Origin of the sequence: Streptomyces purpurogeneiscleroticus (assembly GCF_020024005.1) — a bacterium.
Lineage (GTDB): Bacteria > Actinomycetota > Actinomycetes > Streptomycetales > Streptomycetaceae > Streptomyces > Streptomyces purpurogeneiscleroticus.
The window spans coordinates 1-24,330 of sequence record NZ_NHSG01000220.1 but is presented as its reverse complement, the minus strand read 5'-3'; the positions used below and the strand labels follow the sequence as shown (position 1 = coordinate 24,330).

General features: G+C 72.1%; 22 protein-coding genes. 3 read left to right on the top strand and 19 right to left on the bottom strand.

Annotated elements, in window-relative coordinates; genetic code table 11:
- The 4 genes from CCS38_RS14465 to CCS38_RS14450 all read right to left on the bottom strand — a co-directional run.
- A partial coding sequence (locus CCS38_RS14465; protein WP_223733663.1) for a sensor histidine kinase occupies window positions 1-1,273 on the bottom strand: 1,273 nt, incomplete at its 3' end.
- 286 nt (window positions 1,274-1,559) lie between these two features.
- Entirely contained in the window at window positions 1,560-2,729 is a 1,170-nt protein-coding gene (locus CCS38_RS14460) for an MBL fold metallo-hydrolase (RefSeq protein ID WP_223733662.1), read from the bottom strand.
- Between the two features lie 155 nt (window positions 2,730-2,884).
- A complete protein-coding gene (locus CCS38_RS14455; RefSeq protein ID WP_223733661.1) occupies window positions 2,885-3,748 on the bottom strand; it encodes a GNAT family N-acetyltransferase in 864 nt (287 codons plus the stop codon).
- Between the two features lie 43 nt (window positions 3,749-3,791).
- Window positions 3,792-4,574 (bottom strand): alpha-ketoglutarate-dependent dioxygenase AlkB family protein, encoded by a 783-nt coding sequence (locus tag CCS38_RS14450; RefSeq protein WP_223733660.1) that lies wholly within the window; start codon window positions 4,572-4,574, stop codon window positions 3,792-3,794.
- Window positions 4,575-4,878: 304 nt separating this feature from the next.
- Between CCS38_RS14450 and CCS38_RS14445 the strand changes: the two genes are divergently transcribed.
- Window positions 4,879-5,862 (top strand): carbohydrate kinase family protein, encoded by a 984-nt coding sequence (locus tag CCS38_RS14445; RefSeq protein WP_372457074.1) that lies wholly within the window; start codon window positions 4,879-4,881, stop codon window positions 5,860-5,862.
- Between the two features lie 31 nt (window positions 5,863-5,893).
- Here CCS38_RS14445 and CCS38_RS14440 read toward each other — a convergent pair whose 3' ends face one another.
- From CCS38_RS14440 to CCS38_RS14430, 3 genes are read right to left on the bottom strand one after another with little or no spacing between them, the layout of a single operon-like run.
- Window positions 5,894-6,781 (bottom strand): SAM-dependent methyltransferase, encoded by an 888-nt coding sequence (locus CCS38_RS14440; RefSeq protein ID WP_223733659.1) that lies wholly within the window; start codon window positions 6,779-6,781, stop codon window positions 5,894-5,896.
- Entirely contained in the window at window positions 6,778-7,056 is a 279-nt protein-coding gene (locus CCS38_RS14435) for a DUF397 domain-containing protein (RefSeq protein ID WP_223733658.1), read from the bottom strand. The genes CCS38_RS14440 and CCS38_RS14435 overlap by 4 nt, the downstream gene beginning before the upstream one ends.
- A gap of 3 nt (window positions 7,057-7,059) precedes the next feature.
- Window positions 7,060-7,926, bottom strand: a complete 867-nt coding sequence (locus tag CCS38_RS14430) for a Sco1979 family transcriptional regulator (protein WP_223733657.1) — start codon at window positions 7,924-7,926, stop codon at window positions 7,060-7,062.
- A 136-nt stretch (window positions 7,927-8,062) separates the two neighbouring features.
- Between CCS38_RS14430 and CCS38_RS14425 the strand changes: the two genes are divergently transcribed.
- Window positions 8,063-8,506, top strand: a complete 444-nt coding sequence (locus tag CCS38_RS14425; protein WP_223733656.1) for an ATP-binding protein — start codon at window positions 8,063-8,065, stop codon at window positions 8,504-8,506.
- Between the two features lie 47 nt (window positions 8,507-8,553).
- Here CCS38_RS14425 and CCS38_RS14420 read toward each other — a convergent pair whose 3' ends face one another.
- Entirely contained in the window at window positions 8,554-9,399 is an 846-nt protein-coding gene (locus CCS38_RS14420) for an SGNH/GDSL hydrolase family protein (RefSeq protein WP_223733655.1), read from the bottom strand.
- 310 nt (window positions 9,400-9,709) lie between these two features.
- On the opposite strand from CCS38_RS14420, the gene CCS38_RS14415 reads away from it, so the two are divergent.
- Window positions 9,710-10,522 (top strand): tyrosine-protein phosphatase, encoded by an 813-nt coding sequence (locus CCS38_RS14415; RefSeq protein WP_223733654.1) that lies wholly within the window; start codon window positions 9,710-9,712, stop codon window positions 10,520-10,522.
- Between the two features lie 62 nt (window positions 10,523-10,584).
- Here CCS38_RS14415 and CCS38_RS14410 read toward each other — a convergent pair whose 3' ends face one another.
- The 11 genes from CCS38_RS14410 to CCS38_RS14360 form a co-directional block, all read right to left on the bottom strand.
- Window positions 10,585-11,967 carry an aspartate aminotransferase family protein gene (locus CCS38_RS14410; protein ID WP_223733653.1) on the bottom strand — a complete coding sequence of 461 codons (1,383 nt, stop codon included), beginning with the start codon at window positions 11,965-11,967 and terminating at the stop codon, window positions 10,585-10,587.
- Window positions 11,964-13,877 carry a 1-deoxy-D-xylulose-5-phosphate synthase gene (gene dxs / locus CCS38_RS14405; RefSeq protein WP_223733652.1) on the bottom strand — a complete coding sequence of 638 codons (1,914 nt, stop codon included), beginning with the start codon at window positions 13,875-13,877 and terminating at the stop codon, window positions 11,964-11,966. The genes CCS38_RS14410 and dxs overlap by 4 nt, the downstream gene beginning before the upstream one ends.
- 75 nt (window positions 13,878-13,952) lie before the next feature.
- Window positions 13,953-15,119: a flavodoxin-dependent (E)-4-hydroxy-3-methylbut-2-enyl-diphosphate synthase gene (gene ispG / locus CCS38_RS14400; protein ID WP_223733651.1), complete on the bottom strand. Its 1,167-nt coding sequence runs from the start codon at window positions 15,117-15,119 to the stop codon at window positions 13,953-13,955.
- Window positions 15,120-15,123: 4 nt separating this feature from the next.
- Window positions 15,124-16,149: an adenosyl-hopene transferase HpnH gene (gene hpnH / locus CCS38_RS14395; RefSeq protein ID WP_223733650.1), complete on the bottom strand. Its 1,026-nt coding sequence runs from the start codon at window positions 16,147-16,149 to the stop codon at window positions 15,124-15,126.
- Window positions 16,150-16,154: 5 nt separating this feature from the next.
- Window positions 16,155-16,799, bottom strand: a complete 645-nt coding sequence (locus tag CCS38_RS14390; RefSeq protein ID WP_223733649.1) for a phosphorylase family protein — start codon at window positions 16,797-16,799, stop codon at window positions 16,155-16,157.
- Window positions 16,800-18,827 carry a squalene--hopene cyclase gene (gene shc, locus CCS38_RS14385; RefSeq protein ID WP_223733648.1) on the bottom strand — a complete coding sequence of 676 codons (2,028 nt, stop codon included), beginning with the start codon at window positions 18,825-18,827 and terminating at the stop codon, window positions 16,800-16,802. It lies immediately after the preceding gene.
- 131 nt (window positions 18,828-18,958) lie between these two features.
- Window positions 18,959-20,080, bottom strand: a complete 1,122-nt coding sequence (locus CCS38_RS14380) for a polyprenyl synthetase family protein (protein WP_223733647.1) — start codon at window positions 20,078-20,080, stop codon at window positions 18,959-18,961.
- Window positions 20,077-21,540: a hydroxysqualene dehydroxylase HpnE gene (gene hpnE, locus CCS38_RS14375; protein ID WP_223733646.1), complete on the bottom strand. Its 1,464-nt coding sequence runs from the start codon at window positions 21,538-21,540 to the stop codon at window positions 20,077-20,079. The genes CCS38_RS14380 and hpnE overlap by 4 nt, the downstream gene beginning before the upstream one ends.
- A 163-nt stretch (window positions 21,541-21,703) precedes the next feature.
- Window positions 21,704-22,657 (bottom strand): presqualene diphosphate synthase HpnD, encoded by a 954-nt coding sequence (gene hpnD / locus CCS38_RS14370; RefSeq protein WP_223733645.1) that lies wholly within the window; start codon window positions 22,655-22,657, stop codon window positions 21,704-21,706.
- Window positions 22,654-23,553: a squalene synthase HpnC gene (gene hpnC, locus CCS38_RS14365; protein ID WP_223733644.1), complete on the bottom strand. Its 900-nt coding sequence runs from the start codon at window positions 23,551-23,553 to the stop codon at window positions 22,654-22,656. Before hpnC ends, hpnD begins: the two co-directional genes overlap by 4 nt.
- Window positions 23,554-23,920: 367 nt before the next feature.
- Window positions 23,921-24,330: ABC transporter ATP-binding protein (locus CCS38_RS14360; RefSeq protein ID WP_372457072.1), on the bottom strand; the 410-nt coding region annotated here is incomplete at its 5' end.

Below are 24,330 nucleotides of genomic sequence, written 5' to 3'. Positions count from 1 at the left end.
CGGCGGGCGGCGGGCCGGCGACGGCGGGCCGGGCGGCGCCGTCGGCCGCGCCGTCCGTCTCCTCGGCCGTCTCGTCGCCCAACAGGCCCTGCGGCAGGATGAGTACGGCCTGTACGCCGCCGTAGATGTTGCTCTGCAGGCGGACGACGACGCCGTGCCGGCGGGCCAGCGAGGAGACCACGAACAGGCCGATGCGGCCGTCGTTGAGCAGCTCGGCGACGTCGACGTGGTCGGGGTCGGCGAGCAGCGCGTTCATCCGGTCCTGCTCCTCGACGTCCATGCCCAGGCCGCGGTCCTCCACCTCGACGGCGAGGCCGGCGGTGACCAGCTGGGCGCGGAGCAGGATGTGGGTGTGCGGGGCCGAGTAGACGGTGGCGTTCTCGACGAGTTCGGCGAGGAGGTGGATGACGTCGGCGACGGCGTGGCCGCGGAGCGTGCCCTCGATGGGCGGTACGAGCTTGACGCGCGGGTACTGCTCGACCTCCGCGATGGAGGAGCGCATGACCTCGGTCATGGTGACCGGGCGGGACCACTGGCGGCGGGAGATGGCGCCGCCGAGGACGGCGAGGTTCTCGGCGTGCCGGCGGATGCGGGTGGCGAGGTGGTCGACGTGGAAGAGACCTTTGAGCAGATCGGGGTCCTCGACCCGGTTCTCCAGCTCGTCGAGCAGTTCGATCTCGCGGTGGACCAGGGACTGGAGCCGCCGGGCGAGGTTCACGAAGACCTCGACCTTCTGCTCGCTGCCGCTGGCGTTGCCGCGGGCGATGGCGACCGCGTCGATGACGGCGGTCTCGGCGGCCCGGCCGGCGGCGGCGACGTCGTGGACGAGGAGGTCCAGGGTGTCGCCGGCGGGCCGGGGCAGCGTTTCGGGGGCGCGCTGCTGGAGCCATTCGCCCTGGCGTACGCGGTGCACGAGGGCGTACAGGTCGGACTGGCTGCGGGCGCACACCTCCCGCAGCCGGGCGTAGCGCTGGACGGTGGCGCGGGCCTCGGAGGTGGCGGCGGCGCAGGCGACCGCGGTGATGCCGCACACGAGGGCGAAGCCGCAGCCGAGGACGGTCCAGGCGGCGCCGCTGAGCGGCTGGCCGCCGGACCGGGCGATGAAGGCGGTCACGGCGGAGCAGGTCGCGGCGACGAGCAGGCAGGGCACGGCCGCGAGGCGGACGAGGCGGACGCGTATGACGGAGTCGGCGGCCGTCTCGCGGAGCGGTACGCGGCTGTGCCGGGCGCCTTCGCGGTCCCGCCGCCGCCCGGGCAGCGGTGCGGGAACCATTCCCCCCGTCCCCCCGGTCCCATGGGATGCGGGAGAGTCCTGGGACGCATCGGTCCCCGTCCCCTGGGGAAATGCAGCAGGCATCGGCGCCCTCCGGATCGGCCGTCGGCGGTTCGCGGAGCACGCACGCTAGTTGTTGCGGAGGGGCCGATCAGATGGACTTCGAGGTTTCGCTACCCCGCGCCACCTCCGTGAGTTACCGTCCCCCGCACGCCAGTACGAAGCGGCACGAACTGCCGTTCGTGGCCCGGGTGTTCATCCCGTCCGGCTCCGCTTCCGCCGCCGGTCACTCCCCGGCGGCCGGCGCGCTCCCCGCTCCGCTCGCCATCGCCGCGGCCCCCTTCGGAGGCCAGGCCGGCCAGCCGTGCACCGGCGGCACCGCGGCGGCCCGCCACCACGGCTCCACGGTCAGCTCGTCGGCGGGCTCGAACGGCTTGCCGGGCACCGGCGCCGCGAGCTTCGCGCCGGCCGCCATGGCCGCCGCTGCCGTGCGCTCCGCCGGCTCCGCCCACGGGTGCGGCGCCAGGTTGAAGGTGGCCCAGTGGATCGGCAGCAGGACGCCCGCGGGGCGGCCGCCGCCGAGGTCGAGGTGGGCGCGCAGGCCCTCTTCGGGCGTCATGTGGATGTCGGGCCAGAACTCCTCGCTGTACGCGCCGATCTGGATCATCGTGACGTCGAACGGCCCGTGTGCCTTCCCGATCTCCGCGAAGCCGCCGAAGTAACCGGTGTCGCCGCTGTGGTACACGCGGTGCTCGGGCCCGGCGACCACCCAGGACGCCCACAGCGTGTGCTGCGGGCCGCGCAGCCCGCGCCCGCAGAAGTGCTGGGCCGGGGTGGCGGTCAGCGTCAGCTCGCCCACGCGCGTCGATTCGTGCCAGTCCAGCTCGGTGATCCGCTCCGGCGGCACGCCCCAGTACTCCAGGTCGGCGCCGATGCCGAGCGGCACGACGAAGGCGGTGCCGGTGGCGGTCAGGCCCTGGATGGTGGGCATGTCGAGATGGTCGTAGTGATCGTGCGAGATGACGACGGCGTCGACCGGCGCCAGCTCCGTCAGGGGCAGTGGCACCGGGTGCAGCCGCCGCGGCCCGACCCAGCTGAACGGTGAGCAGCGCTCACCCCAGACCGGGTCGAACAGCACCCGCTGTCCGTCGATCTCCGCCAGCACGCTCGAATGGCCCATCCAGGTGATGCGCAGCCCGGAGGCCGGCGGCCGGCCCCAGTCCGCGAGGGTCGGCCGGTGGACGGGGACCTCGCCCACGGGGGACCTGCGCAGCCTGCCGTCCCGGTTGAGCTGCGTACGGACCATCGGCAGGGTCTGGCCCTGGGTGAGCTGCCGTGTCTCGACGGGGTTACGGAACTGCCCGTCCACGAACTGCGGGGAGCTGCGGATCCTGGCCAGGCGCTCACCTGTGGGCACGGCGCCGAATGCGGCGGTGCGCCACGAGCCGGTACTCATGCGCCAAGAACGGGGAGCGGTCACGACACCTCCAGGTTCGGGACGGTCACCACACCATCACCCTCAACGGACAACCTCGCGACCGGCCCACGCATTCCGAGTACCGCCGGTCGGGGGACGGGTACCCAGCCGGACGGCGGGAGACACCGAGTGCCTTACGGGGGCGGCGTGGCCTGCGGGAAGTCGTAGCGGCGGTGGTCGTCGACGGGCCGGTAGCCGAGCCGCTCGTACAGCGCTGTGCTGGTGCGGTTGGCGGCGTCGGCGAAGAGGACCACCTGCTCGGCTCCGGCCGCGAGCGCGCCGCGCGTGACCGCGGCCGTGGCGCCTGCCGCGTAGCCGTTACGGCGCAGCGCGGGCGGGGTGTAGACGGGGCCGACCCTGACCATGCCGCCGACCGTACGGCTGAGGCCGGCCAGCGACGCCGGGCGCCCGTCGGCCTCCCAGAACGTGAGCCCGCCGTAGGACAGCCGGTCGTCGACGACGCGGTCGTGCCCGTACAGCTCGTGGCCGCTCTCGCGCGTGAACGCGTCCCACCAGTCCAAAAGGAGCCCGCGGTCGGCGGCGGTGGCGGCACGGGCGCTGCCCCGCGGCGCCGGGACCGGCGGGGCCGGCTCCCCCATGCGGTAGAGCCGCATGTGCGTCCGGAGCCGCGCGGCGCGGCCCGTACGGCGCTCCCAGGCGGCGGTGAACGCGTCGGCGGCGGGCCGTGCGCCATTGACCCCGCCGACCGGCAGCGGCCCGGCCGCGAGGACGTCCAGGAGTTCGGCGGCGGCCCGGTCCGGCATGGGCGAGAGCACGGGCGGGCGCGGCGCGGTCCACAGGAACGCGCCCGTGGTCCGCCCGTCCGGGCCGCGCCACCAGCCGTACCGGGGCGGCTCGTCGCCGTAGGCCGACGGGCCCGCGGCGGCCAGCGTGGCCGTGACGCCGAGCAGCACCGTGTGTTCGGCGGGGCGGGCGCGCAGGAAGCCGCCCGCGGTGGTCAGGAAGGTGTCGAGGTCGTCCGTCGTCGTCCAGCCCATGGTCCAGCGTGCCGCCGGTCCCGGCGGGCGCGCATCCGGTTTTTCAGGGCCGTGGGGCGGCCCGGTCCAGGGCGCCGACGCGCAGGGTGAGGTTGACGCGGCCCTTCAGGCCGAGCGCCGCGGGGGCGGTGCCGGGTGCCGTGCGGGGTACGCCGTGGTACGCCCACCGGGACGGGCCGCCGAACACGAAGAGGTCGCCGCTGCGCAGCTCTGCGTCGGTCCAGGGCCGGTTCCGGGTTTCGGTGTTGCCGAACCGGAAGACGCAGGTGTCGCCGAGGCTGACGGAGATCACGGGCGCGGCGGAGCGCTCGTCGATGTCCTGGTGCATGCCCATCCGGGCGTCGTCGCCGTAGAAGTTGAGCAGGGCGATGTCGTACGGCGCGTCGGGTGCGTACGGTGCCGCGCCGGCTCCGCCGCCGTACGCCGCCCCCAGCGCCCGGCCGGCGAGCGCGCGGAGCCGCTCGGGGAAGGGCTTCACGGGCGTGCCGTCGCCGTCCACGACGGTACGGGTGTAGGCGTACGGGTAGGAGTGGCGGCCCGGGCAGTCGGGGTTGTGCCGGACCGCGCGGCCGCAGTCCGGGCAGCGGGGCACCGCGCTCCAGTGCCAGCCCAGGCAGACCTGACGGACGGACATCACGCCGCCGCCCGGGGTCCGTACGGTCCGCAGCCCGGCCGGCCCCCTGGCCCACTCCCGGCACGCCGCCAGCAGCTCCCGCTGCTCCTCCGGGTCCAGCCAGTCCGGCACGTGCACCGCGCCGGGCGCCACCTCCGTCCGCTCGCGGGGGAACACCTCGCGCGGGAACAGTCCGTCCGCTTCGCCCTCCATGTCTCCATCATCCCCCGGGCCGCACGCCGTCGGGTATCGGCCAAGTGGCGCCGCGCCCGACGGCCCACGGGGGCGGGCCCCGCGGGCTGAGCAACACGCGGGGGCGGGCCCGCCGGGCGGACCGCACGGGGCGGGTGCGGCGCGGGGGCTGTCCGGAAAGCGGTGGTGGGGGCGGTGCCGGGCACGTTCCGGCGGGTGACGGGGTAGTGACTTGCCGTTGCGCGGGGTGCGTGGCGTCTACACTCCCCGAAGCGGCCCCAATGGGCCGTTATCGGTCTCACCAGCCAGGGATTCAAGGACACTTGTGACATTCCAGCAGGGACTCCACCAGGACACCCGGCCGACGCAGCCGTACGACGTGCTGGTCGTCGGCGGATCGGGTGTGGACACGATCGTCCGGGTCGGCGCACTGCCGGTTCCGCAGGCCGACTCCTTCGCCGTACCGCCGATCCGGGAATGGGCCGGGCATACGGGCACCGGCGTCGCGCTCGGCTGTGCGGCGCTCGGGCTGTCCACCGCGTTCGTGGACTTCATCGGTGCGGACCACGAGGGCGAGCTGGTCAGGGAGCGGCTGAAGGGCACCGGCGTCGACTTCGATCCGATGATTTCCCCGCACGGGACCCGCCGCGCGGTCAACCTCGTCTCCCCCGACGGCCGCCGCACGTCCTTCTACGACGGCCGGGACCCGCTCGATCTGCGGATGCCGGCCGAGCACTACTTCCCGTACCTCCGCCGGACCCGGCACGTGCATCTGTCGATCATGCACTTCGCCCGGTTCCTCTTCGACGACATCGCGGAGCTGGGCGTCCCCGTCTCCACCGATCTGCACGACTGGGACGGGCTGGCCGACCACCACCGGGAGTTCGCGCTCCGCTCGGATCTGGTGTTCCTCAGCGCGGCGGGTGCCGGGGAGCGGATCGGCGCGGTGATGCGGGAGATTCTGCGCGAGGGCCGGGCCGAGGCGGTGATCGCCACAGCGGGCGCGGGCGGCGCGTATCTGCTCACCCCGGACGACTCCACGCCGCGGCACGTCCCCGCGGCCGTGCCGGCGGCGCCGGTGGTGGACAGCAACGGCGCGGGCGACGCCTTCGTGTGCGGCTTCCTGCACGGCCGGCTGGCCGGGCAGGACCTGGAGGAGTGCGCCCGGCTGGGTACGCTCGCGGGCGCCCACGCCTGTACGTCGGAGGGCACGCACACCGCGCTCATCACGGCGAAGGAGCTGCGCGCGGCAGCGGAGGAAGAGAAGGAGCCCGCCGCTGAGCTGCGGGCCCCTTCGCTCACCCCGTGAGCTTCATGCCAAGCGCGTCACGCCGTGAGCGTCACCCCTTGATGCCCACCCCGCCGTAGAAGATCGTGTTGTTGATCTCTTCGGCGGTGGGCACGGGACCGTCCGGGCGCCACAGCGGGACCCGGACGACGCCCGGCTCCTGGAGCCGGAACGGGCCGAAGAGCCGCTCGACCGCGACCCTGTCGCGGAGGCTGAGCGTGGCGGTGGCGTTCTTGTAGACGTTCAGGACGCCGTCCCGCGCCGCCTCGTCCGTGCGGCCCTCCGCGTACTCCTCGTACGGCTCGCCCGTGGCGTGGGAGAGGATCAGCCGGCTGCCGGCCGGCAGCGCGTCGGCGAGCGCTGCGACCAGGCCGGCCGGGTCCTCGTCGTCGCGTACGAAGTGCAGTACGGCGACGAGCAGCACCGCCACCGGCCGGTCGAGATCGATCAGCGCGCGGACGACCGGGTCGGCCAGCAGCTGCGCCGGGTCGCGGACATCGCCGAGGACGAAGCCGGTGCCCGGCGCGTTGGTGAGCCGGGCGCCCGCGTGGGTGGCCACGATCGGGTCGTTGTCGGCGTAGACCACCCGCGCGTCCGACATCTCCTCGCGCGCCACCTCATGGGTGTTGGGCGAGGTGGGGATGCCGGTGCCGAGGTCGAGGAACTGCCGGATGCCGGCGGCTGCCGCGTCCCGCACGGCGCGCTGCATGAAGGCGCGGTTGGCGCGGGCGCTGTCGCGGACCTGCGGGTAGACCCGGATCACCTCGTCGGCGGCCTCACGGTCGATCTCGTAGTTGTCCCAGCCGCCGAGGTAGTAGTCGTACATCCGCGCGGGATGCGGCCTGCTGGTGTCGATCTCGTCCGCCGTGAAGCCCTGCTCCGCCGGAAGGCTGTGGTCCGCGAGCGGACTGTGCTCCGCCGGGAAGGTCCGGTCGCTCATGCCGTCCTCCGGTCCCCGCACACACAGGGCACCCCGTGCAGCAGGAAGTCCGCCTCGCCCGCCTTCGCGCCCCGGATGAAGCTCTCGATCTCGCCGTGGGTGTAGATCAGTGCCGGGCCGTTGGGATCGGTGGACTGGCGCAGCGCCACCCGGCCGTCCTTGAGTCTCATCGCCTCGACGCACTCGCCGCCGTTGCCGCCGCTCCACGGCTTGTGCCAGCCCTCGCTGCCCAGCTCGCTGGCGGGCATGCCGTTGTAGATGCGTATGCGATCCATGGTTCAGATCTCCTTGCGAAAGCCACTCAGAAGGGCTGCGGTGCGGTGTGCGGGCGCGGCCTGCGCGCACATCCGGTCCAGCGCTTCCAGGAACTGCGAGACATCGCCGCGCTGGTCGAAGTACACGGCGCCGACCAGGCTCTCCGCGTACGCGATGTCGGGCAGCTCCGGGATGGGGAACCGGAAGATGTGGAACGGCCCGTACATGGCGGGGTGCGGGCCGGTGGCGAAGGGGATGACCTGCAGCCGTACGTTGGGCAGTTCGGTGGCCGCGATGAGCCGGTCGAGCTGCTCGCGCATGACGTCGGAGCCGCCGACCGGGCGGCGCAGCACCGTCTCGTCCAGCACGGCCCACAGCATGGGCGCGTTGTCGCGGCGGAGCAGCGACTGGCGTTCCATGCGCAGGGCGACGGAGCGGTCGATCTCCTCGGGGGCGGCGTGCGGCATGCCGGCGCGCAGCACGGCGCGCGCGTAGCCCTCGGTCTGCAGCAGGCCGGGTACGTAGTGCGGCTGGTAGGCGCGGATGAGGTTGGCGGCGCTCTCCAGGCTGACGTACGCGCTGAACCAGTCGGGCAGTACGTCGCGGAAGCGGTGCCACCAGCCGGGGCGGTTGGCCTCCCGGGCGAGTGCGACGAAGGTCTCGCTCTCCTCCGCATCGGTGACGCCGTAGGTGGCGAGCAACTTCTCCACGTACGGGATCTTCAGCCCGACTTCGGCCTTCTCCATGCGGCGTACGGTCGCGTGCGTGACGTCCAGTGCCTCTGCGGCCTGTTCGAAGGAGAGTCCGGCCTTCTCGCGAAGGTCCTGCAGCCTCTTGCCGAGGACTACCCGCAGGACGGTCGGCGCCCCGCCCGACCGTGCGTCCACCACTTGTGATCTCCTCCAACTGAGTTTCGTGCTCAGCAGTGTGTCATGCCATCAGAAGCGCCAACAGACTGCCATGACGATTCTGCAATTTACAGGTTGGTCCTTGCCAAGCTTGTTCAACATCGCACATAGTTGCGGAGTGCCTTCCTCCCACAACGCGGAATCGTTAAGGGGATGTGGCGGCGTCGCCGTCCAACTCCTCAGCGACGCCTTCCATTTGCCGGCGCTGTGCACCTCCGTTCCGGAGGCCCGCCGAAGAGTCACCACCGCGCTGCGGACATGGGGCGTCACCGAGCAGTTGCGCGACGACGCCGAGCTGGTCGTCTCGGAGCTCTTCACCAATGCGGTGCGGCACACCGACAGCGAGCGGGTCTCCTGCGAGCTGACCCTCGACGGCGCGCGGCTGCGCGTGGCGGTCACCGACCAGGGACACAGCGATTCCCGGCCGCAGACCCAGCCCCGCAGCACGGACCGCGAGTCCGGCCGCGGCCTGCTGCTGGTCGGCGCGGTGTCGGAGGACTGGGGCGTACGGCCCACCGACACCGGCCGGGGCCGGGTCGTGTGGGCGGACCTCGCGTACTAGCTGTCCTCGCGTACTGAGGGGCCTCGTGTACTGAGGGACCTCGCGTACTAGTGGGTCGGGGCGGCCGCCTGCGCGAGCGCGGCCGCGTCGGCCTCCAGCAGGGCCAGCTCGGGCCGCTTCGCCGTGACGCGGTCGCCCGAGGACTCGCCGCGCAGCCGCCGCCCGATCCACGGCACGAGGTGTTCGCGCGCCCAGTGGATGGTCTCGCGGCGGGCGTCGGCGGCGGTGCGCGCGGCCTCCGGCGGCCAGGGCTGGTCCGGCTCGGCCGGCACGTCCAGGCCGAGCACCTGCCCCGCACGGAGCGCCACCCGGGTGTGCCCGTCGGGCGAGAGGTGCAGCCGGTCGTCGCTCCAGGCGCGGCGGTCCTGCACGGACTTCAGCGACCACAGGTCCAGGACCGGGCAGCCGTACTGGTCGGCGATGGCCCGGACATGGGCGGTGTACGTGGCGATCTTGCCGCGCAGGTGCCTGAGCACGGGGATGTCGCGGGTGTCGAAGCCCGTGCACAGCAGGACCGTGCCGACCGACTCCTTGAGATCGGCGACGGCGGCGGCGTAGCGCTCGGCGACGGCGTCCGGGTCGGAGCCGGGCCGGAGGATGTCGTTGCCGCCGGCACAGAAGGTCACCAGGTCCGGGCCGAGCTCCTTCGCGCGCGGTACCTGCTCGGCGACGATCTGGTCCAGGAGGCGGCCCCGCACAGCGAGGTTGGCGTACCGGAAATCGTGCTCCGGGCGGCGGTCGGAGAGCAGGACCGCGAGCCGGTCCGCCCAGCCGATGAACGTACCGTCCGGAGCGGGGTCACCGACTCCCTCGGTGAAGCTGTCCCCGATGGCTGCGTACGACCCGAACGGGCCACTTTCACTGCTGCTTATCTTCTTCGAATCCTCTGCCACGTCAGGACATACTTCACCTTCGGGAGTGACCTACGCCACCGTAACCATGGGTTGACGGCAGGTGATGATTGCCACTCAGTCAAATTCTGTCCAAGTCGGAATACGAGTGGACAGCAGCTCCGCCACCAGGCGGACGCCAAGCGAAGGCAGCGCGAGCGATACCGCGCGCGCCCCGACCGCATACGGTCACATTCACCGGTCACGATCAGTGGCCGGACGAGCTAGTTGCCTATTGCACCAGTGCCGTATGGTCGAATCAGCCCGCTCGCCGGCGAGCAGCGTCGGCGGCCGACGTAAAAGGAGCGCGCCCGTGACGACGCAGCAGCCGCCCCAGGTCCGGTCGACCGAGCCCCTGCTCACCGAGGTGCGCAACTTCCGGGACGTCGGCGGGCTGCCGACGGTCGACGGGCGGCGGGTGCGGCAGGGCCGGCTCTTCCGCAGCGGTCACCTGGCGCACGCGACGGAGGCGGACGCCGCCTTCCTCGGCACCCTCGGCCTGCACACCATCTTCGACTTCCGCAACGCCGCCGACATCAAGCTCGAGGGCCCCGACGTCACCCTGCCCGGCGTGCGGCACATCAACATCCCGCTCACCGACCCGGCCGACGGCGCGGAGTTCTGGGCGATGGTGCGCGACGGCGAGCTGGACCAGCTGCGCGCGGCGCTGGGCGACGGGCAGGCGGCGGGCCGGATGGCGCGCACGTACCGGCACATCATCTCGACCCGCACCGCCGACCACAGCCGAATACTGCACTCCATAGCCGAGGAGAGCGTGCCGACGCTGATGCACTGTGCGGCCGGCAAGGACCGCGCGGGCCTGTCGATCGCGATCACACTGCTCGCGGTGGGCGTGGAGCGGGAGGCCATCGAGGCGGACTACCTGGAGTCCAACGACCCGCGCCGGCGGTACAAGGTGCGCCGCTCCAACCGCTCGGCGGCAGGCATGTCCGAGGAGGTCATGGCGCTGCTCGCGCCGCTCTTCGACGCCCGCGCCGAGTACCTGCACGCGGCGTTCGACACCATCGAGTCCACCTGGGGCTCGACGGAAACGTACCTCACCGAGGGCCTGAAGCTCACCCCGGAGACCCGCGGCCGGCTGCGGGAGCGCCTGCTGGAGGACTGAGGCCACGGTCGCGGCCCCCGTACCGTCGTGTGACGGGCCGGGGGCCGCTTCCGTACCCGTCCTCAGCGGTTCGCCATCGCCTGCTTCACCAGCGTCCGCCCGAAGTCCCAGATCAGCCCGCCGCCCGCGTGGGCGTCGTCCATGACGCCCGTGAACGCCTCGACGAAGCGCTCCACCTCCGGCTCACCGATGATCAGCGGCGGGATCAGCTTGATGACCTCCAGGTGATCGCCGGAGACCTGGGTGAGGATGCGGTGCCGCTGGAGCAGCGGCACCACCACCATCTGCGCGAAGAGCCCCTTGCGCGCCGCCTGCAGCATCGTCCAGCGGCTCCGCAGCCCCAGCGACTTCGGGCGGCCGAACTCGATCCCGATCATCAGACCGCGGCCCCGCACGTCGTGCAGCAGCTCGTACTTCGGGATCAGCTCGGTCAGGCGGGCGCGCAGCAGGTCGCCCGTGGACCGCACGCCGGCGACGATCCTCTCGTCCTCCATGACGGTCAGGACCGCGAGCCCCGCCGCCATCGCCTGTGCGTTGGATCCAAAGCTGGCGGAGTGCACCAGGACCCGGTCCATCGAGGAGTAGACCTTCTTGAAGACCGACTCCTTGCCGAGCGTGGCGCCGACCGGCACATAGCCGCCGGACAGCGCCTTCGCCACGCAGACCAGGTCCGGTTCGACGCCGGGCTCGTGCTGGTAGGCGAAGAAGTCGCCGGTGCGGCCGAGCCCCGTCTGCACCTCGTCGGCGATGAGCAGCGCCTTGTGCTTGTGCAGCAGCTCCTGTGCGGCGCGCAGAAAGCCCGGTGGAGTGGGGTGCACGCCCTTTCCCTGGATCGGCTCCACGACGAAGGCTGCCACGTCGCCGCGCTTCAGCTCCCGCTCCAGCGCGTCCAGGTCGCCCATCTCGATCGCGGTGTCCGGCAGCAGCGGCGCGAAGCCGTCGCGGAAGCCCGCCTCGCCGTTGACCGAGAGCGAGCCCGTGGTCAGGCCGTGGAAAGCGTGCGTGCAGTACAGGATGCGCGGGCGTCCCGTCGCGTACCGGGCGAACTTCAGTGCCGTCTCGACGGCCTCGGTGCCACTGTTCCCGAAGAAGACCCGGTCCAGGTGCGGCGCGTACCGGAGCAGCTTCTCGGCGAGCAGCCCTGGCAGCGGCGGGCAGTCGAAGCGGGTGAGGTCGGCGAGCCCGGCGTCCAGTACGTCGTGCAGCGCCTGTCGGACCACGGGGTGGTGTCGGCCGAGGCCCATCACGCCGAACCCGGCGAGCATGTCCAGGTAGTCCTGCCCCTGGTCGTCCCAGAAGTACGCGCCCTCGGCCCGCTCGTAGACCTTGTCGAAGCCGATGGTGTGCAGCATGCGCGGCAGCTGGTGGTTCAGGTGCTTGGCGTGCAGGTCGTAGCGTTCGGCGCCGCGCTCGGCGAGCAGCTTGGTGAGATCGAATCCGGTCATGCGTCGTTGCTCTCCTTGACGGCCGCGACGGCCGCCGCGCGGTCGTCCGTACGGGGCAGGCTCTCGGCGATGCGCCCTGCGATCTCCGCCGGGGTCAGCCCGATGTCGGCCAGCACCTCGCCCCGCTTGGCATGCGCGAGGAACTGTTCGGGGATGCCGAAGGTGCGCAGCGGCAGGTCCACGTCGGCATCGCGCAGCGCCTGGCCGACCGCGGCGCCGACGCCGCCGGTGCGGCTGCTGTCCTCCACGACGGCCACCGCGGCGTGCCGCGCGGCCAGCCGCGGGATCTCCGGGTCGACCGGCTTGACCCACCGCGGGTCGATGACCGTGGCGCCGATGCCGCGCGCCGCGAGCAGTTCGGCCGCCGCCAGGCAGACCGGCGCCATCACGCCGACCGCGACCAGCAGCACGTCCTCCCGGTCGCCGCGGGCGAGGACGTCCACTCCCCCGACGCGTTCCAGCGCGGGGATGGGCTCGCCGACGGACTCCTTGGGGTAGCGCACGACGGTCGGCGCGTCGTCGACGTCGACGGCCTCGCGCAGCTGGGCGCGGAGCTGATCGGCGTCGCGCGGCGCGGCGATCCGCAGGCCCGGCACGACCTGGAGGATCGACATGTCCCACATGCCGTTGTGGCTGGGCCCGTCGGTGCCGGTGACGCCGGCCCGGTCCAGTACGAAGGTGACTCCGCACTTGTGCAGCGCGACGTCCATCAGGACCTGGTCGAAGGCGCGGTTGAGGAAGGTGGCGTAGACCGCGAAGACCGGGTGCAGGCCGCCGGTGGCGAGCCCGGCCGCCGAGACCGCGGCGTGCTGTTCGGCGATGCCCACGTCCCAGACCCGGTCGGGGTAGGCCGCGGCGAACTTGCCCAGCCCCACGGGCTGCAGCATCGCCGCGGTGAGGGCCACCACGTCCGGCCGCTCGGCGCCGATGCGGACCATCTCGTCGCCGAAGACGGAGGTCCAGGACGGCGGGCCGGGCGGCGCGACCGGCGCGCAGGTCAGCGGGTCCATCACGCCGACGGTGTGGAAGCGGTCGGCCTCGTCCTCCAGGGCCGGCCGGTAGCCGCGGCCCTTCTCGGTGAGGCAGTGCACCAGTACGGGACCGTGGAAGCGGGCGGCGCGGCGCAGCGCGGACTCCACGGCCTCGATGTCGTGCCCGTCGATCGGGCCGACGTACTTCAGGCCCAGGTCCTCGAACATGCCCTGGGGCGCGAAGGCGTCCTTGAAGCCCTTCTTCGCGCCGTGCAGCGATTCGTACAGCGGCCTGCCGACGACCGGCGTGCGCTGCAGGACGTCCTTGCCCCAGGACAGGAAGCGTTCGTAGCCGTCGGTGGTGCGGAGCGTGGCGAGGTGGTCGGCGAGGCCGCCGATGGTGGGCGCGTAGGAGCGCTCGTTGTCGTTGACGACTATGATCAGCGGCCGGTCCTCGGCCGCGATGTTGTTGAGCGCCTCCCAGGCCATGCCGCCGGTGAGCGCGCCGTCCCCGGTGACCGCGACGACGTGGTCGCGCTTCCCCAGTACCTGGTTGGCCTTGGCCAGCCCGTCGGCCCAGCCGAGCACCGTGGAGGCGTGGCTGTTCTCGATGACGTCGTGGACGGATTCCTCGCGCGAGGGGTACCCGGACAGGCCGCCCTTGCCGCGGAGCTTGGAGAAGTCCTGCCGGCCGGTCAGGATCTTGTGGACGTACGACTGGTGCCCGGTGTCCCAAAGGATGCGGTCGGCGGGCGAGTCGAACACCCGGTGCAGGGCGATGGTCAGCTCGACCACGCCCAGGTTGGGTCCGAGGTGGCCGCCGGTGCGGGCGACCGCCTGGATGAGGAACTGGCGGATCTCCGCGGCCAGTTGACCGAGGCGGTCCGCCGGCACCTCCTTGAGGTCCTGCGGTTCCCGGATGTATTCGAGCATCGACATGCTGGGTCCCCCTCCTCTTTTTACTTGCCGACGGAGCCGCCGGGTCGTCGGCCGGCGGCGGCGCCGGGGGTCGGTTCAGCCGACGGTGACGTCGGGGGCGCCGGTGGCCGCTCCCTCGGCTGCCATGCGTTCGGCGATCTTCATGGCTTCCTCGATGAGGGTCTCCACGATCTTCGACTCCGGGACGGTCTTGATGACCTCGCCCTTCACGAAGATCTGCCCCTTGCCGTTGCCGGAGGCGACACCCAGGTCGGCCTCGCGAGCCTCACCGGGACCGTTGACGACACAGCCCATGACCGCGACACGGAGCGGCACCTCCATGCCGTCCAGCCCGGCGGTGACCTCCTCGGCCAGCTTGTACACATCCACCTGGGCACGGCCGCAGGACGGGCAGGAGACGATCTCCAGCCGGCGCTGGCGCAGGTTCAGCGACTCCAGGATGGAGATACCCACCTTGATCTCCTCTGCCGGCGGGGCCGACAGCGAGACGCGGATGGTGTCGCCGATGCCCTCGCTCAGCAGCGCGCCGAAGGCCACGGCGGACTTGATGGTGCCCTGGAAGGCCGGACCGGCCTCGGTCACGCCCAGGTGCAGCGGGTAGTCGCACTGCGCGGCCAGCTGCCGGTAGGCATTGACCATGACCACCGGGTCGTTGTGCTTGACGGAAATCTTGATGTCACGGAAGCCGTGCTCCTCGAAGAGGCTCGCCTCCCACAGCGCCGACTCCACCAGCGCCTCGGGCGTGGCCTTGCCGTACTTCTGCAGCAGCCGCCGGTCCAGCGAGCCCGCGTTCACACCGATACGGATCGGAGTGCCGGCGTCGTTGGCCGCCTTGGCGATCTCCTTGACCTTGTCATCGAACTGCTTGATGTTGCCGGGGTTCACCCGCACCGCCGCACAGCCCGCGTCGATCGCCGCGAACACGTACTTCGGCTGAAAGTGAATGTCGGCGATCACCGGGATCCCCGACTTCTTCGCGATCACCGGCAGCGCGTCCGCGTCGTCCTGCGTCGGGCAGGCCACCCGGACGATCTGGCAGCCGGACGCCGTCAGCTCCGCGATCTGCTGCAGCGTCGCACCGATGTCCGCCGTACGCGTCGTCGTCATCGACTGTACGGAGACGGGCGCGTCCCCGCCCACGGCCACCGGCCCGACCTGGATCCGGCGCGAGACGCGCCGGACGGCCAGGGGTCGGGCCGGGACCTCGGGGAGCCCCAACCTGACAGGCTCACCAATGGTCATGACGTCACCCGTGGCTTCCGGCGACGGTCTCGCGGGCGGCGCGCAGCGACTCCTTCAGGGAGCCCATGGTCGCCAGGACGGCGGTCGGCTCGTAGCCGCAGTGCGCCATGCAGTTGGCGCAGCGCGGGTCCTTGCCGCGGCCGTACTTGTCCCAGTCGGTCTCCTCGATCAGCTCCCGGTACGTGGGGACGTACCCGTCGCTCATCAGGTAGCAGGGGCGCTGCCAGCCGAACAGGGAGTAGTTCGGGATCGCCCAGGCGGTGCAGGGGAAGTCCGCCTTGCCCTCCAAAAAGTCCAGGAAGAGCGGGCTGTGGTTGAGCCGCCAGCGGCGCCGGTTGCCGCCGGCGAACGCCTTCTTGAACAGCTCCCTGGTCTGCTCGACGCCGAGGAAGTGCTCCTGGTCGGGGGCCTTCTCGTAGGCGTAGGCGGGCGACAGCATCATCTCGTCGACCTTGAGGTCGTCGTTGAGGAAGTTGAGCACCTCGATGATGGTCTGCGGGGTGTCGGTGTTGAAGAAGGTGGAGTTCGTGGTGACGCGGAAGCCGCGGCGCTTGGCTTCCTTGATGGCCTCCACGGCCTCGTCGAAGACGCCTTCCTTGGCCACGGACTCGTCGTGACGCTCGCGCATCCCGTCGATGTGCACCGCGAAGGCGAAGTACGGCGACGGGGTGAACTTGTCCATCTTCTTGCGCAGCAGCACGGCGTTGGTGCACAGGAAGACGTACTTCTTCTTGGCGACCAGCTGGCGCACGATCTCATCGATCTGAGGGTGCATCAGAGGCTCGCCGCCCGCGATGGAGACCATCGGGGCGCCGGATTCCAGTACGGCACCGACCGCCTGGGCGACCGGCATCCGCTGCTTCAGCACCCCGGCCGGGTGCTGGATCTTTCCGCAGCCCTCGCACGCGAGGTTGCACGCGTAAAGCGGCTCCAGCTCGACGATGAGCGGGAACTTCGCACGCCGCCGGAGCATTTTCTGTTCAAAGAGATACGTCCCGACCCTGATGGTCTGACGGAGCGGCATGGCCATCTGGCTCACCTCCTGGGGAGCAGCAAAGAACGGTGCCATTCAAAGAAAACGGGAAGGATGGCACGCAAGACACGGAAGGCCGATATTCCCCCGCGTATCGTGCCAATACGAACGAGTTCGTGCTCTGGAGCGTCCACGACCACTCGGACGGCGGCAATGGGGCGGGGCCCGGCGCGCAGCGCGCTGCCGAGTGTCGCGGCGGACTCCATGTCCACCGCGACCGCTCCGGCGGCGTGCAGCGCGGTCCGCTCGGCGCCGCGCACGACGTGGTCGCTGCCGAGCAGCAGCCCGGAGTGCACGGTCAGGCCGCGCTCCTTCAGGGCCGCGACGAGCGGCGAGTTGTCGCGGCAGACGGCCTCGGGGCGGTCCGGGTGGTGCTCGCGGGTGGCGTCCGCGACGACCACGTCTCCGGGGCGCATGCCCGGCGCGAGCCCGGCACAAAAGCCGCTGGCGACGACCGGCGAGGCCGCGGTGGGCGAGCCGGCGCCGAGCGCGGCGCCGACGGCCCGCTCCGCGGCCTGCGGGCCCATGCCCGTACGGAGCACGGTGACGCCCGGGCCGCCGCGCAGCGCGAGGCGCTCGATGCCGAGCGCGCAGGCGACCAGCAGCGGGGGCGTCGGGCCCGGGGACGGGCCGTCCGAGTCGGTCATCTAGGGCCTCACGGCTGCTCCGGCCGGACCGCCGCCCAGATAGCGGCCCAGGGCCGTGAGCGGGAAGACCTGCCGGTAGAGGTGGTAGTTGATCGAGAAGTCCCAGGGGAAGCCGGTACCGGTGAAGTACGGCTCGTCCCAGGAGCCGTCGGGGCGCTGGGTGGCGGCGAGGTACTGCACGCCGCGCTCCACGGCCTTGCTGTCCCGCTCACCGGCCGCGAGCAGCGCCATCAGCGCCCAGCCGGTCTGCGAGGCGGTCGAGGCGCCGCGCCCGATCCAGTCGCGGTCCTTGTACGAGCGCTGGTCCTCGCCCCAGCCCCCGTCGTCGTTCTGCACACTCTCCAGCCAGGAGACCGCACGTCGGATCGCGGGGTGCGAGGCGGGGATGCCGGCCGCGACGAGCGCGGGCAGCACGGAGCCGGTGCCGTAGACGTAGTTGGTGCCCCAGCGGCCGAACCACGCGCCGGTCGGGTCCTGCTCGGCCAGCAGCCATTCGATGCCGCGCCGGATCCGCGGGTCGTGGGTGCTGCCGACGTCCGCCGCCATCTCCACGACGTGCGCGGTGACATCGGCCGACGGCGGGTCGATGACCTCGCCGAAGTCGCAGAACGGCAGCCGGTCGGGGAAGGGGCTGGTGTTGTCGCCGTCGAAGGCGCCCCAGGCCCCGTTGCGGGACTGCATGCCGAGATTCCAGCGCACGGCGCGGCGTACGGCGTCCTCGACGCGCTGCGGGTCCGGGTGCTCGACCCGGCGCAGCGCGAGGACGACCTCGGCGGTGTCGTCGATGTCCGGGTAGTTGTCGTTCTCGAACTCGAAGGCCCAGCCGCCGGAGGGCAGCGTCGGCCGGCGCACGGCCCAGTCGCCGGGCCGGTCGATCTGCTCGTCCAGCATCCAGTCCGCGGCCTTGACGAGCTGCGGGTGGTCACGGGGCAGCCCGGCGTCGGCGAGCGCGATGGTGGCGAGGCAGGTGTCCCAGACCGGCGACTGGCACGCCTCGATCATGCGGACGGGAGCACCGTGACCGTCCTCGCGCCAGACGGCGAAGCGGTCCAGGGAAGCCAGGCCCTCACGGAGCACGGGGTGGTCCAGGTCGTAACCGAGCAGCTGCAGGGCGATGACCGAGTACACCGCGGGGGGCTGGATGCCGCCCCAGCAGCCGTCGTTCTCCTGCCGCTCGATGATCCAGCGCGCCGCCGTGCGCATGGCGCTGCGGCGCAGCCGGCGCGGCGCGACCTTGCGGTAGACGTGCAGCGCCGCGTCCAGGCGCTGGAAGAGGCCGTCCCAGGTGGCGAGGGGGGCGAGCGGCCGCGGCGGGTTCGGGTTCCGCCGGTCGGTGTGCAGCTCGTCGAGGGCGAACGGCGCGGGGCGTACGGGCCGGTGGGCCGAGACGATCGTCAGCGGGACGATGGTCTGCCGGGCCCAGCAGCCGAAGTCGTAGATGTTGAGCGGGAACCACTTCGGGAGGGCGATGAGCTCCGGGGGCAGGTCCGGCAGGTCCTCCCACTTCCACCAGCCGAAGAGGGCCAGCCAGATGCGGGTGAAGACGCGGGAGGCGGCGATGCCGCCCTGTGCGCGGATCCAGGCGGACGCCCTGGCCATGTGCGGCTCGTCGGGGCGGTCGCCGGCCAGGCGGAGGGCGACATAGCCCTCGATGGTGGTGGAGAGCTCGCCGGGGCCGCCGTAAAAGCCGGCCCACGTGCCGTCGTCGCGCTGCTCGCCGCGTACAAAGCGGGCGGCGGCCTCGGTGGTCTTCGGGTCGCTGATGCCCAGGAACTGGCGGAGCATCAGGTCCTCGGCGTCCATCGTCACGTTGGTGTCGAGGTCGCCCTTCCACCAGCCGGCGGGGTCCTGGAGGGAGAGGAGGTATTCGGTGGCCCGGGCGGTCGCCTGCCGCGCCGCGCCCGTTGGATCGTCGGGCGCCGGGGGCGGGTTCGCGGGGCTCCGGTCGGTGGTCTCAACGGTGGCATCGCTGGCCGCGGGTGCCCGGGACGGCAGTGCCCCGGTGCTTCCGTCGGTCGTCGCTGTCATGGCTTCCCCTTCTGCAGTGATCAAAGACAAATGCATGGGGCTTCCGTCGGCCGGTGCCCGGCCCCCGGTATGGCGTACCGGGGGCGGCCGGCACCGGCCGGCGACTGCGAACTAGTCGGTGGTAATCGTGATCATCTCTTCCGTACGACAACGAAGTCCGCAAGGGCGGCCAGCTGTGCGCGGACCCCTTCGGGCATATCGATCTCGTCGAGTGCGGCGATCGCGGTGGCGTGCTGGCGGCGGGCCTCCTCCGAGGTCCACTCGCGGCCACCGGCCTCCTCGATGAGAGCTGCGCGGGAGGCGAATTCCGCCTCCGTGAAATCGGCGATCTCGGTGTCGCTCTTCTTGGCGTCGGCGGCCAGGATGCGGGCGAGCTTCTCGGATGCCGGGCCGCCCGCGTCCAGAGCGGCGACGACCGGCAGCGACTTCTTCCGCTGCCGCAGGTCGGACCAGGTCTGCTTGCCGGTGGCGTCCGGGTCGCCCCAGATGCCGAGCAGATCGTCGACGGCCTGGAAGGCGAGGCCGAGGTGGTAGCCGTACTTCTCCAGGACGTCGGCGGTGTGGTCGCCGGCGCCGCCGAGCACCGCGCCGATGGAGACGGCGCAAGCCAGCAGCGCGCCGGTCTTGTTGCCCTCCATCTCCAGGCACTCCGCGACCGTGACCCGGTCCCGGTGCTCGTAGGAGATGTCCTGGGCCTGGCCGTCGATCAGCTTGCGGGTCGCGGCGGTGAGCCGGCGGGCCGCGCGCCCGGCGTCCACGGTCCCCAGCTCCAGGAGTATTTCATTGGCGAGCGCGAAGAGCGCGTCACCGACCAGAATGGCCTGAGCGGGCCCGTGCACCTTCCATACGGTGTCGCGGTGGCGGCGCTGCTCGTCGCCGTCCATGAGGTCGTCGTGCAGCAGCGAGAAGTTGTGCACGAGCTCCACGGCGACGGCGCCGGGAATCCCCGTTTCGGGCGCCGCGCCCGCGGCCTCCGCCGAGAGCAGTGTGAGCGCGGGCCGGACGGCCTTGCCGCCGTCGCCCGCCGACGGCGCTCCCGCGGCGTCGATCCAGCCGAAGTGGTACGCGGCTACGGTGTCCATCGGAGGCGCGAGCCGGTCAACGGCGGCCCGCAGCACCGGAGTGGCGAGCCTGCGCCCGCGCTCCAGGAGTGCGGTGACGCCCTCGGTGTCGATTACTGGGGAAGCCGGGTTCACGGTTTCTCCTCTGTTTCCGGTGCTCGTGCTCGTGCGAGCGCGCGTACTCGTGTTCATGCCGCCTCCTGGGGCAGTGATCCCTGGGGGAAGCCGAGTTCGGTGAGTGCCTCGCGGGCGGCGCCGATGCCGCTGCGAACAGCGCTTTCCATGGTCGCGGGCCACCCGGTGGCGGTCCACGCACCGGCCAGGTACAGGCCGGTGGACTGAGTGCGGGCGGCGGGCCTGAGGCGGCCGACGCCCGGTGCGGGTGCGAACGTCGCGGTGCGTTCGCGGGTGACGAAGAAGTCGCGGACCTTCGCGCCGCGCGCGGCGGGCAGCACCCGCGCGAGCTCCGGGAGGTACCGCTCGCGCAGCACGCCGACCGGCAGGTCGATCTCGTCCTGCGCCGCGGACTGCGAGACGGCGAGGTACTGCCCGCCGCCCTCCAGCCCGGACGCCTCCGTGCGGTCGAAGACCCACTGCAGCGGCGAGCCGAGCGCCGCGAAGAACGGGCGGCGCAGGACCTTGCGGTCGTAGAGCACGTGCACGTTGAGGATGGGGGCCGTACCGATGTCCAGCAGCCGGTCCGGGCGGTCCAGCGCGCCGGGCGGCAGCAGGCCGTGCGCCTCGCGCTGCGGCAGGGCCAGTACGACCGTGTCGGCGGTCAGCTGCTCCTGGCTGTGCGGCCCGTTCTCGACGGTGACCTGCCAGCGCTGCTCGTCGGTCCGGGTGAGTGCGCTCGCGCGCGTCCGGGTCTCCACGCGCACCCCGGCCTTCTCCAGCGCGGCCCGGGCCAGCGTGTCGTGGACCTCGCCGAGCGGGACGCGGGACCAGCCGATGTCGGCGGCGCCCGGGTCGGAGAGCAGCCCGGTCTTGAAGACCATGGCGGCGAGCCCGGCGGAGGCGTCGCCGGCGCGGGCGTTCAGCGTGGCGACGCCGACCAGGTCCCACAGCGCCTCGACGGCGCGCGGCGACTGGCCGTGCCGGGCGAGCCAGCTCGCGAAGTCGATGCGGTCCAGCGCGGGGTCGGCCGGGTCCAGGGCCTTCAGGGCGAGCGCGGCGCGGCCCACGGAGGCCCGCTCGGCGAGCGAGAGGTGCGGGTAGCCGGCCAGGCTCGCGGCGAGGTGCAGCGGGACGGGCAGGGCGGTGCGGCGCAGCCGGCCCAGGCGCAAGCCCGCCGCGGCGCGCGCCGGGTCGGCGTCCAGCACCGGCACGTCCAGCCGGTCCTGGACCGGCATCAGGTGCGCGCCGCCGACGCGCTCCAGGAAGTCCCGGTAGGCGGTGCAGCAGCGCAGGTAGACGTGCTGGCCGTTGTCCACGCTCAGCTCGCCGGCCGCGGAGTCGCGGCGGAAGGAGAAGGCGAGGCCGCCGAGGCGCGGCCGGCCCTCGACGAGGGTGACGCGCAGCCCGGCGTCGGCGAGCGCGAGGGCCGCGGTGGTGCCCGCGAGTCCGCCGCCGACGACGACCGCCGTGGCGCCCCCGTCGCCGGAAGCGCCCGCGGTGACCTGCGTGGCCGGCCGTGTGTCGGCGGAAGTCATGCGTCCTCCCGGGATGCTGCTGTCATGGACGCAGCAGTACGCCACGGGGTTGCCCGCCGCTCCGCGCCCGGTCGCAGGGCGCGTACCTGCACGGACGCGCCCCGACCGGCTCTGGAGGTCACGGCGCATACCTGCGCGAGCGCGCTCCGGCTCGCTCCGAGTGTCATGCGCGCCTCCTGACGGCCTGCCGGCGGCCGATGGCCCGGGCGTCGAGCCCGGAGAGGCCGCGGACGGCGACGAACGCCTTCTCGTGGCCGGGCAGCGAGACCCGGCCGCGCAGCACCGCCTCGGGGTCGTCGGCGATCCGGCGCAGCAGGCGGTGGTAGATGCCGGCCATCGCCGCGACGCAGGCACCGGAGCGCCGGTCGAGCATGGGCAGCAGCCGGAAGCCCTCGGCGAACAGGGCAAGGGCCCGGCGCACTTCGAAGTGGACGAGGCCGGCGAAGTCGGCTCCGGAGGGCGGGACGGGGCCGTGGAAGCCCGCGGCGCAGCCGAACTTCTCCAGATCCTCGGCGGGGAGGTACGTACGGTCGTTGGCCGCGTCCTCCCGGACGTCCCGGAGGATGTTGGTCAGCTGCAGGGCGAGCCCCAGCGTATCGGCGTACTCGGGAGCGCGGTCGGCCCCCGGCGCGCCGGGCACGGTGCCGAACACGCCCAGCGAGAGCCGCCCGATGGCCCCGGCGACGCAGCGGCAGTACGCCTTGAGGTCGTCCCAGGTCTTGTACGTCTCGCCGTGCACGTCCATCAGGACGCCGTCGATCAGCTCGTCCAGGCCGTCCAGCGGCAGCGGGAATCGGCGCGCGGCGTCCGCGAGCGCGACCGCCACGGGGTCGGTGTCGTCCTCGGCGATCCGGCCGTCTCTGATGCGCGCCAGCAAACCACGGGTGTCCGCGAGCCGCTGCTCCTTCTCGGCGGGCGCCAGCGCGCCGTCGCCGATATCGTCCACCCGGCGCGAGAACGCGTACAGCGCCGACATCGCCTGGCGCTTGTCGGCGGGCAGCAGTCTGATCCCGTAAGCGAAGTTGCGCGCCTGCTGCCCGGTAACGGCCTCGCAGTAGCGGTACGCAGCGAGCACCGGCGCGGACGCGTGTGTACTTGCCTCCACGGTCCGACTCACCCCTCTCTTCGCAGTGTCGCCCCTACCGCGCGCAGCAGACCGAGCTTGCTGGGCTTGGGCGGTCCAGGGAGGACGTCGTGATCGGCGGCCGCCACCGCCTGGAGAGCGGCGCGTCCGCCGGCGACGAAACCGGCGAGCAGCAGCTTGAGTCTGCCGTGGACGCTACCCACCAGCGGGGCACCTTCATTCAGCAGGTCACGGGCGCGTTCCGCCTCGAATGCAACCAGCGCGCGCGCCTGTGCGCCCCCTGTCGGAGCGGCCAGGTCGGATTCCGCGACACCAAAGCGCTTCATGTCTTCGGCAGGCAGATAGATGCGGTCCCTCCGGAGGTCCTCGGCGACGTCCTGGATGTGTTCGACGATCTGGAGGGCAGTGCAGATGGCATCCGAACGGCGGATCCGCTCGGGAGTGGTCGTGCCCGTGATGCCCAGGACCAGCCGGCCCACGGGGTTGGCGGACAGTTCGCAGTAGTCCAGCAGGTCCGCGTAGCTCTCGTAACGGCTGACGCGCTGGTCCTGCCGGTTGGCTTCGATCAGCCGCTCGAACGGCTCGGGGCTCAGCCCGCAGCGGCGCACGGTCGGGCCGAGGCGGCGCATGAGGGGGTGCCCGGGGCCCGGCGCGCGGTCGCTGTAGACCCGGCGCAGGTCGGCTTCCAGGGCGTCCAGCATCGCGAGGCGGTCCTCGGACTGTGCGCGGTCGAGGCCGAGCAGTACCGCGTCGCCGCCGCCCGGTGCGAGGTCGCCGTCGCCGATGTCGTCGACCAGGCGGGCGAATCCGTAGACCGCCATCAGGTCGGCGCGCCAGGCGCGGGGCAGGAAGAACGGCGCGACGGGGAAATTCTCGTGCGCGGCCTTGTCGAGGACGGCGCGCTCGGGCGCGACAGGCTCCGGGCTCACCGGAGGCTGCCCGGCGCGTTCCGGAGCCGGAGAGATCCCGTAGCCATTGCCGTCACGTCTCCCGTTCTACACCGCCACGCCAAAACTTCATATTTCGGACACGCCGCACGCGCGGCCGGTCCGATCAGGGCGCTCATCGTCACTGTCGGACTATTTTGCCCGACTTGTACCACATGTGCCGTTCCGCACCCGTACAGCTTACGCCGTACATCTCACGCTCGTCCGAGTGGGTACCGAACCGCGAAGCAACGATCCGGACAACTCCACCGGGCAGGCAACTGTTCCTGCAGCGGCTGGAGTTGACCATTTCTTCAGCATCGAAGGCCCCCGCGCCCGGACACGCGGGGGCCTTCTCTCCGGATACGAGCTACTTGCCCGTTTCCTTCTCGTATGCCTTGATCACTTCGTCCGTGGGGCCGTCCATGAGGAGCTCGCCCTTCTCCAGCCACAGCACCCGGTCGCAGGTGTCCCGGATGGACTTGTTGTTGTGGCTGACCAGGAAGACCGTGCCGGCCTCCTTGCGCAGCTCGCGGATGCGGGCCTCGGAGCGCTTCTGGAACTTCCGGTCGCCGGTGGCCAGCGCCTCGTCGATCATCAGGACGTCGTGGTCCTTGGCCGCGGCGATGGAGAACCGCAGCCGGGCCGCCATACCGGAGGAGTAGGTGCGCATCGGCAGCGAGATGAAGTCGCCCTTCTCGTTGATGCCGGAGAAGTCGACGATGTCCTGGTAGCGCTCGCGGACCTGCTCGCGGGTCATGCCCATGGCCAGCCCGCCCA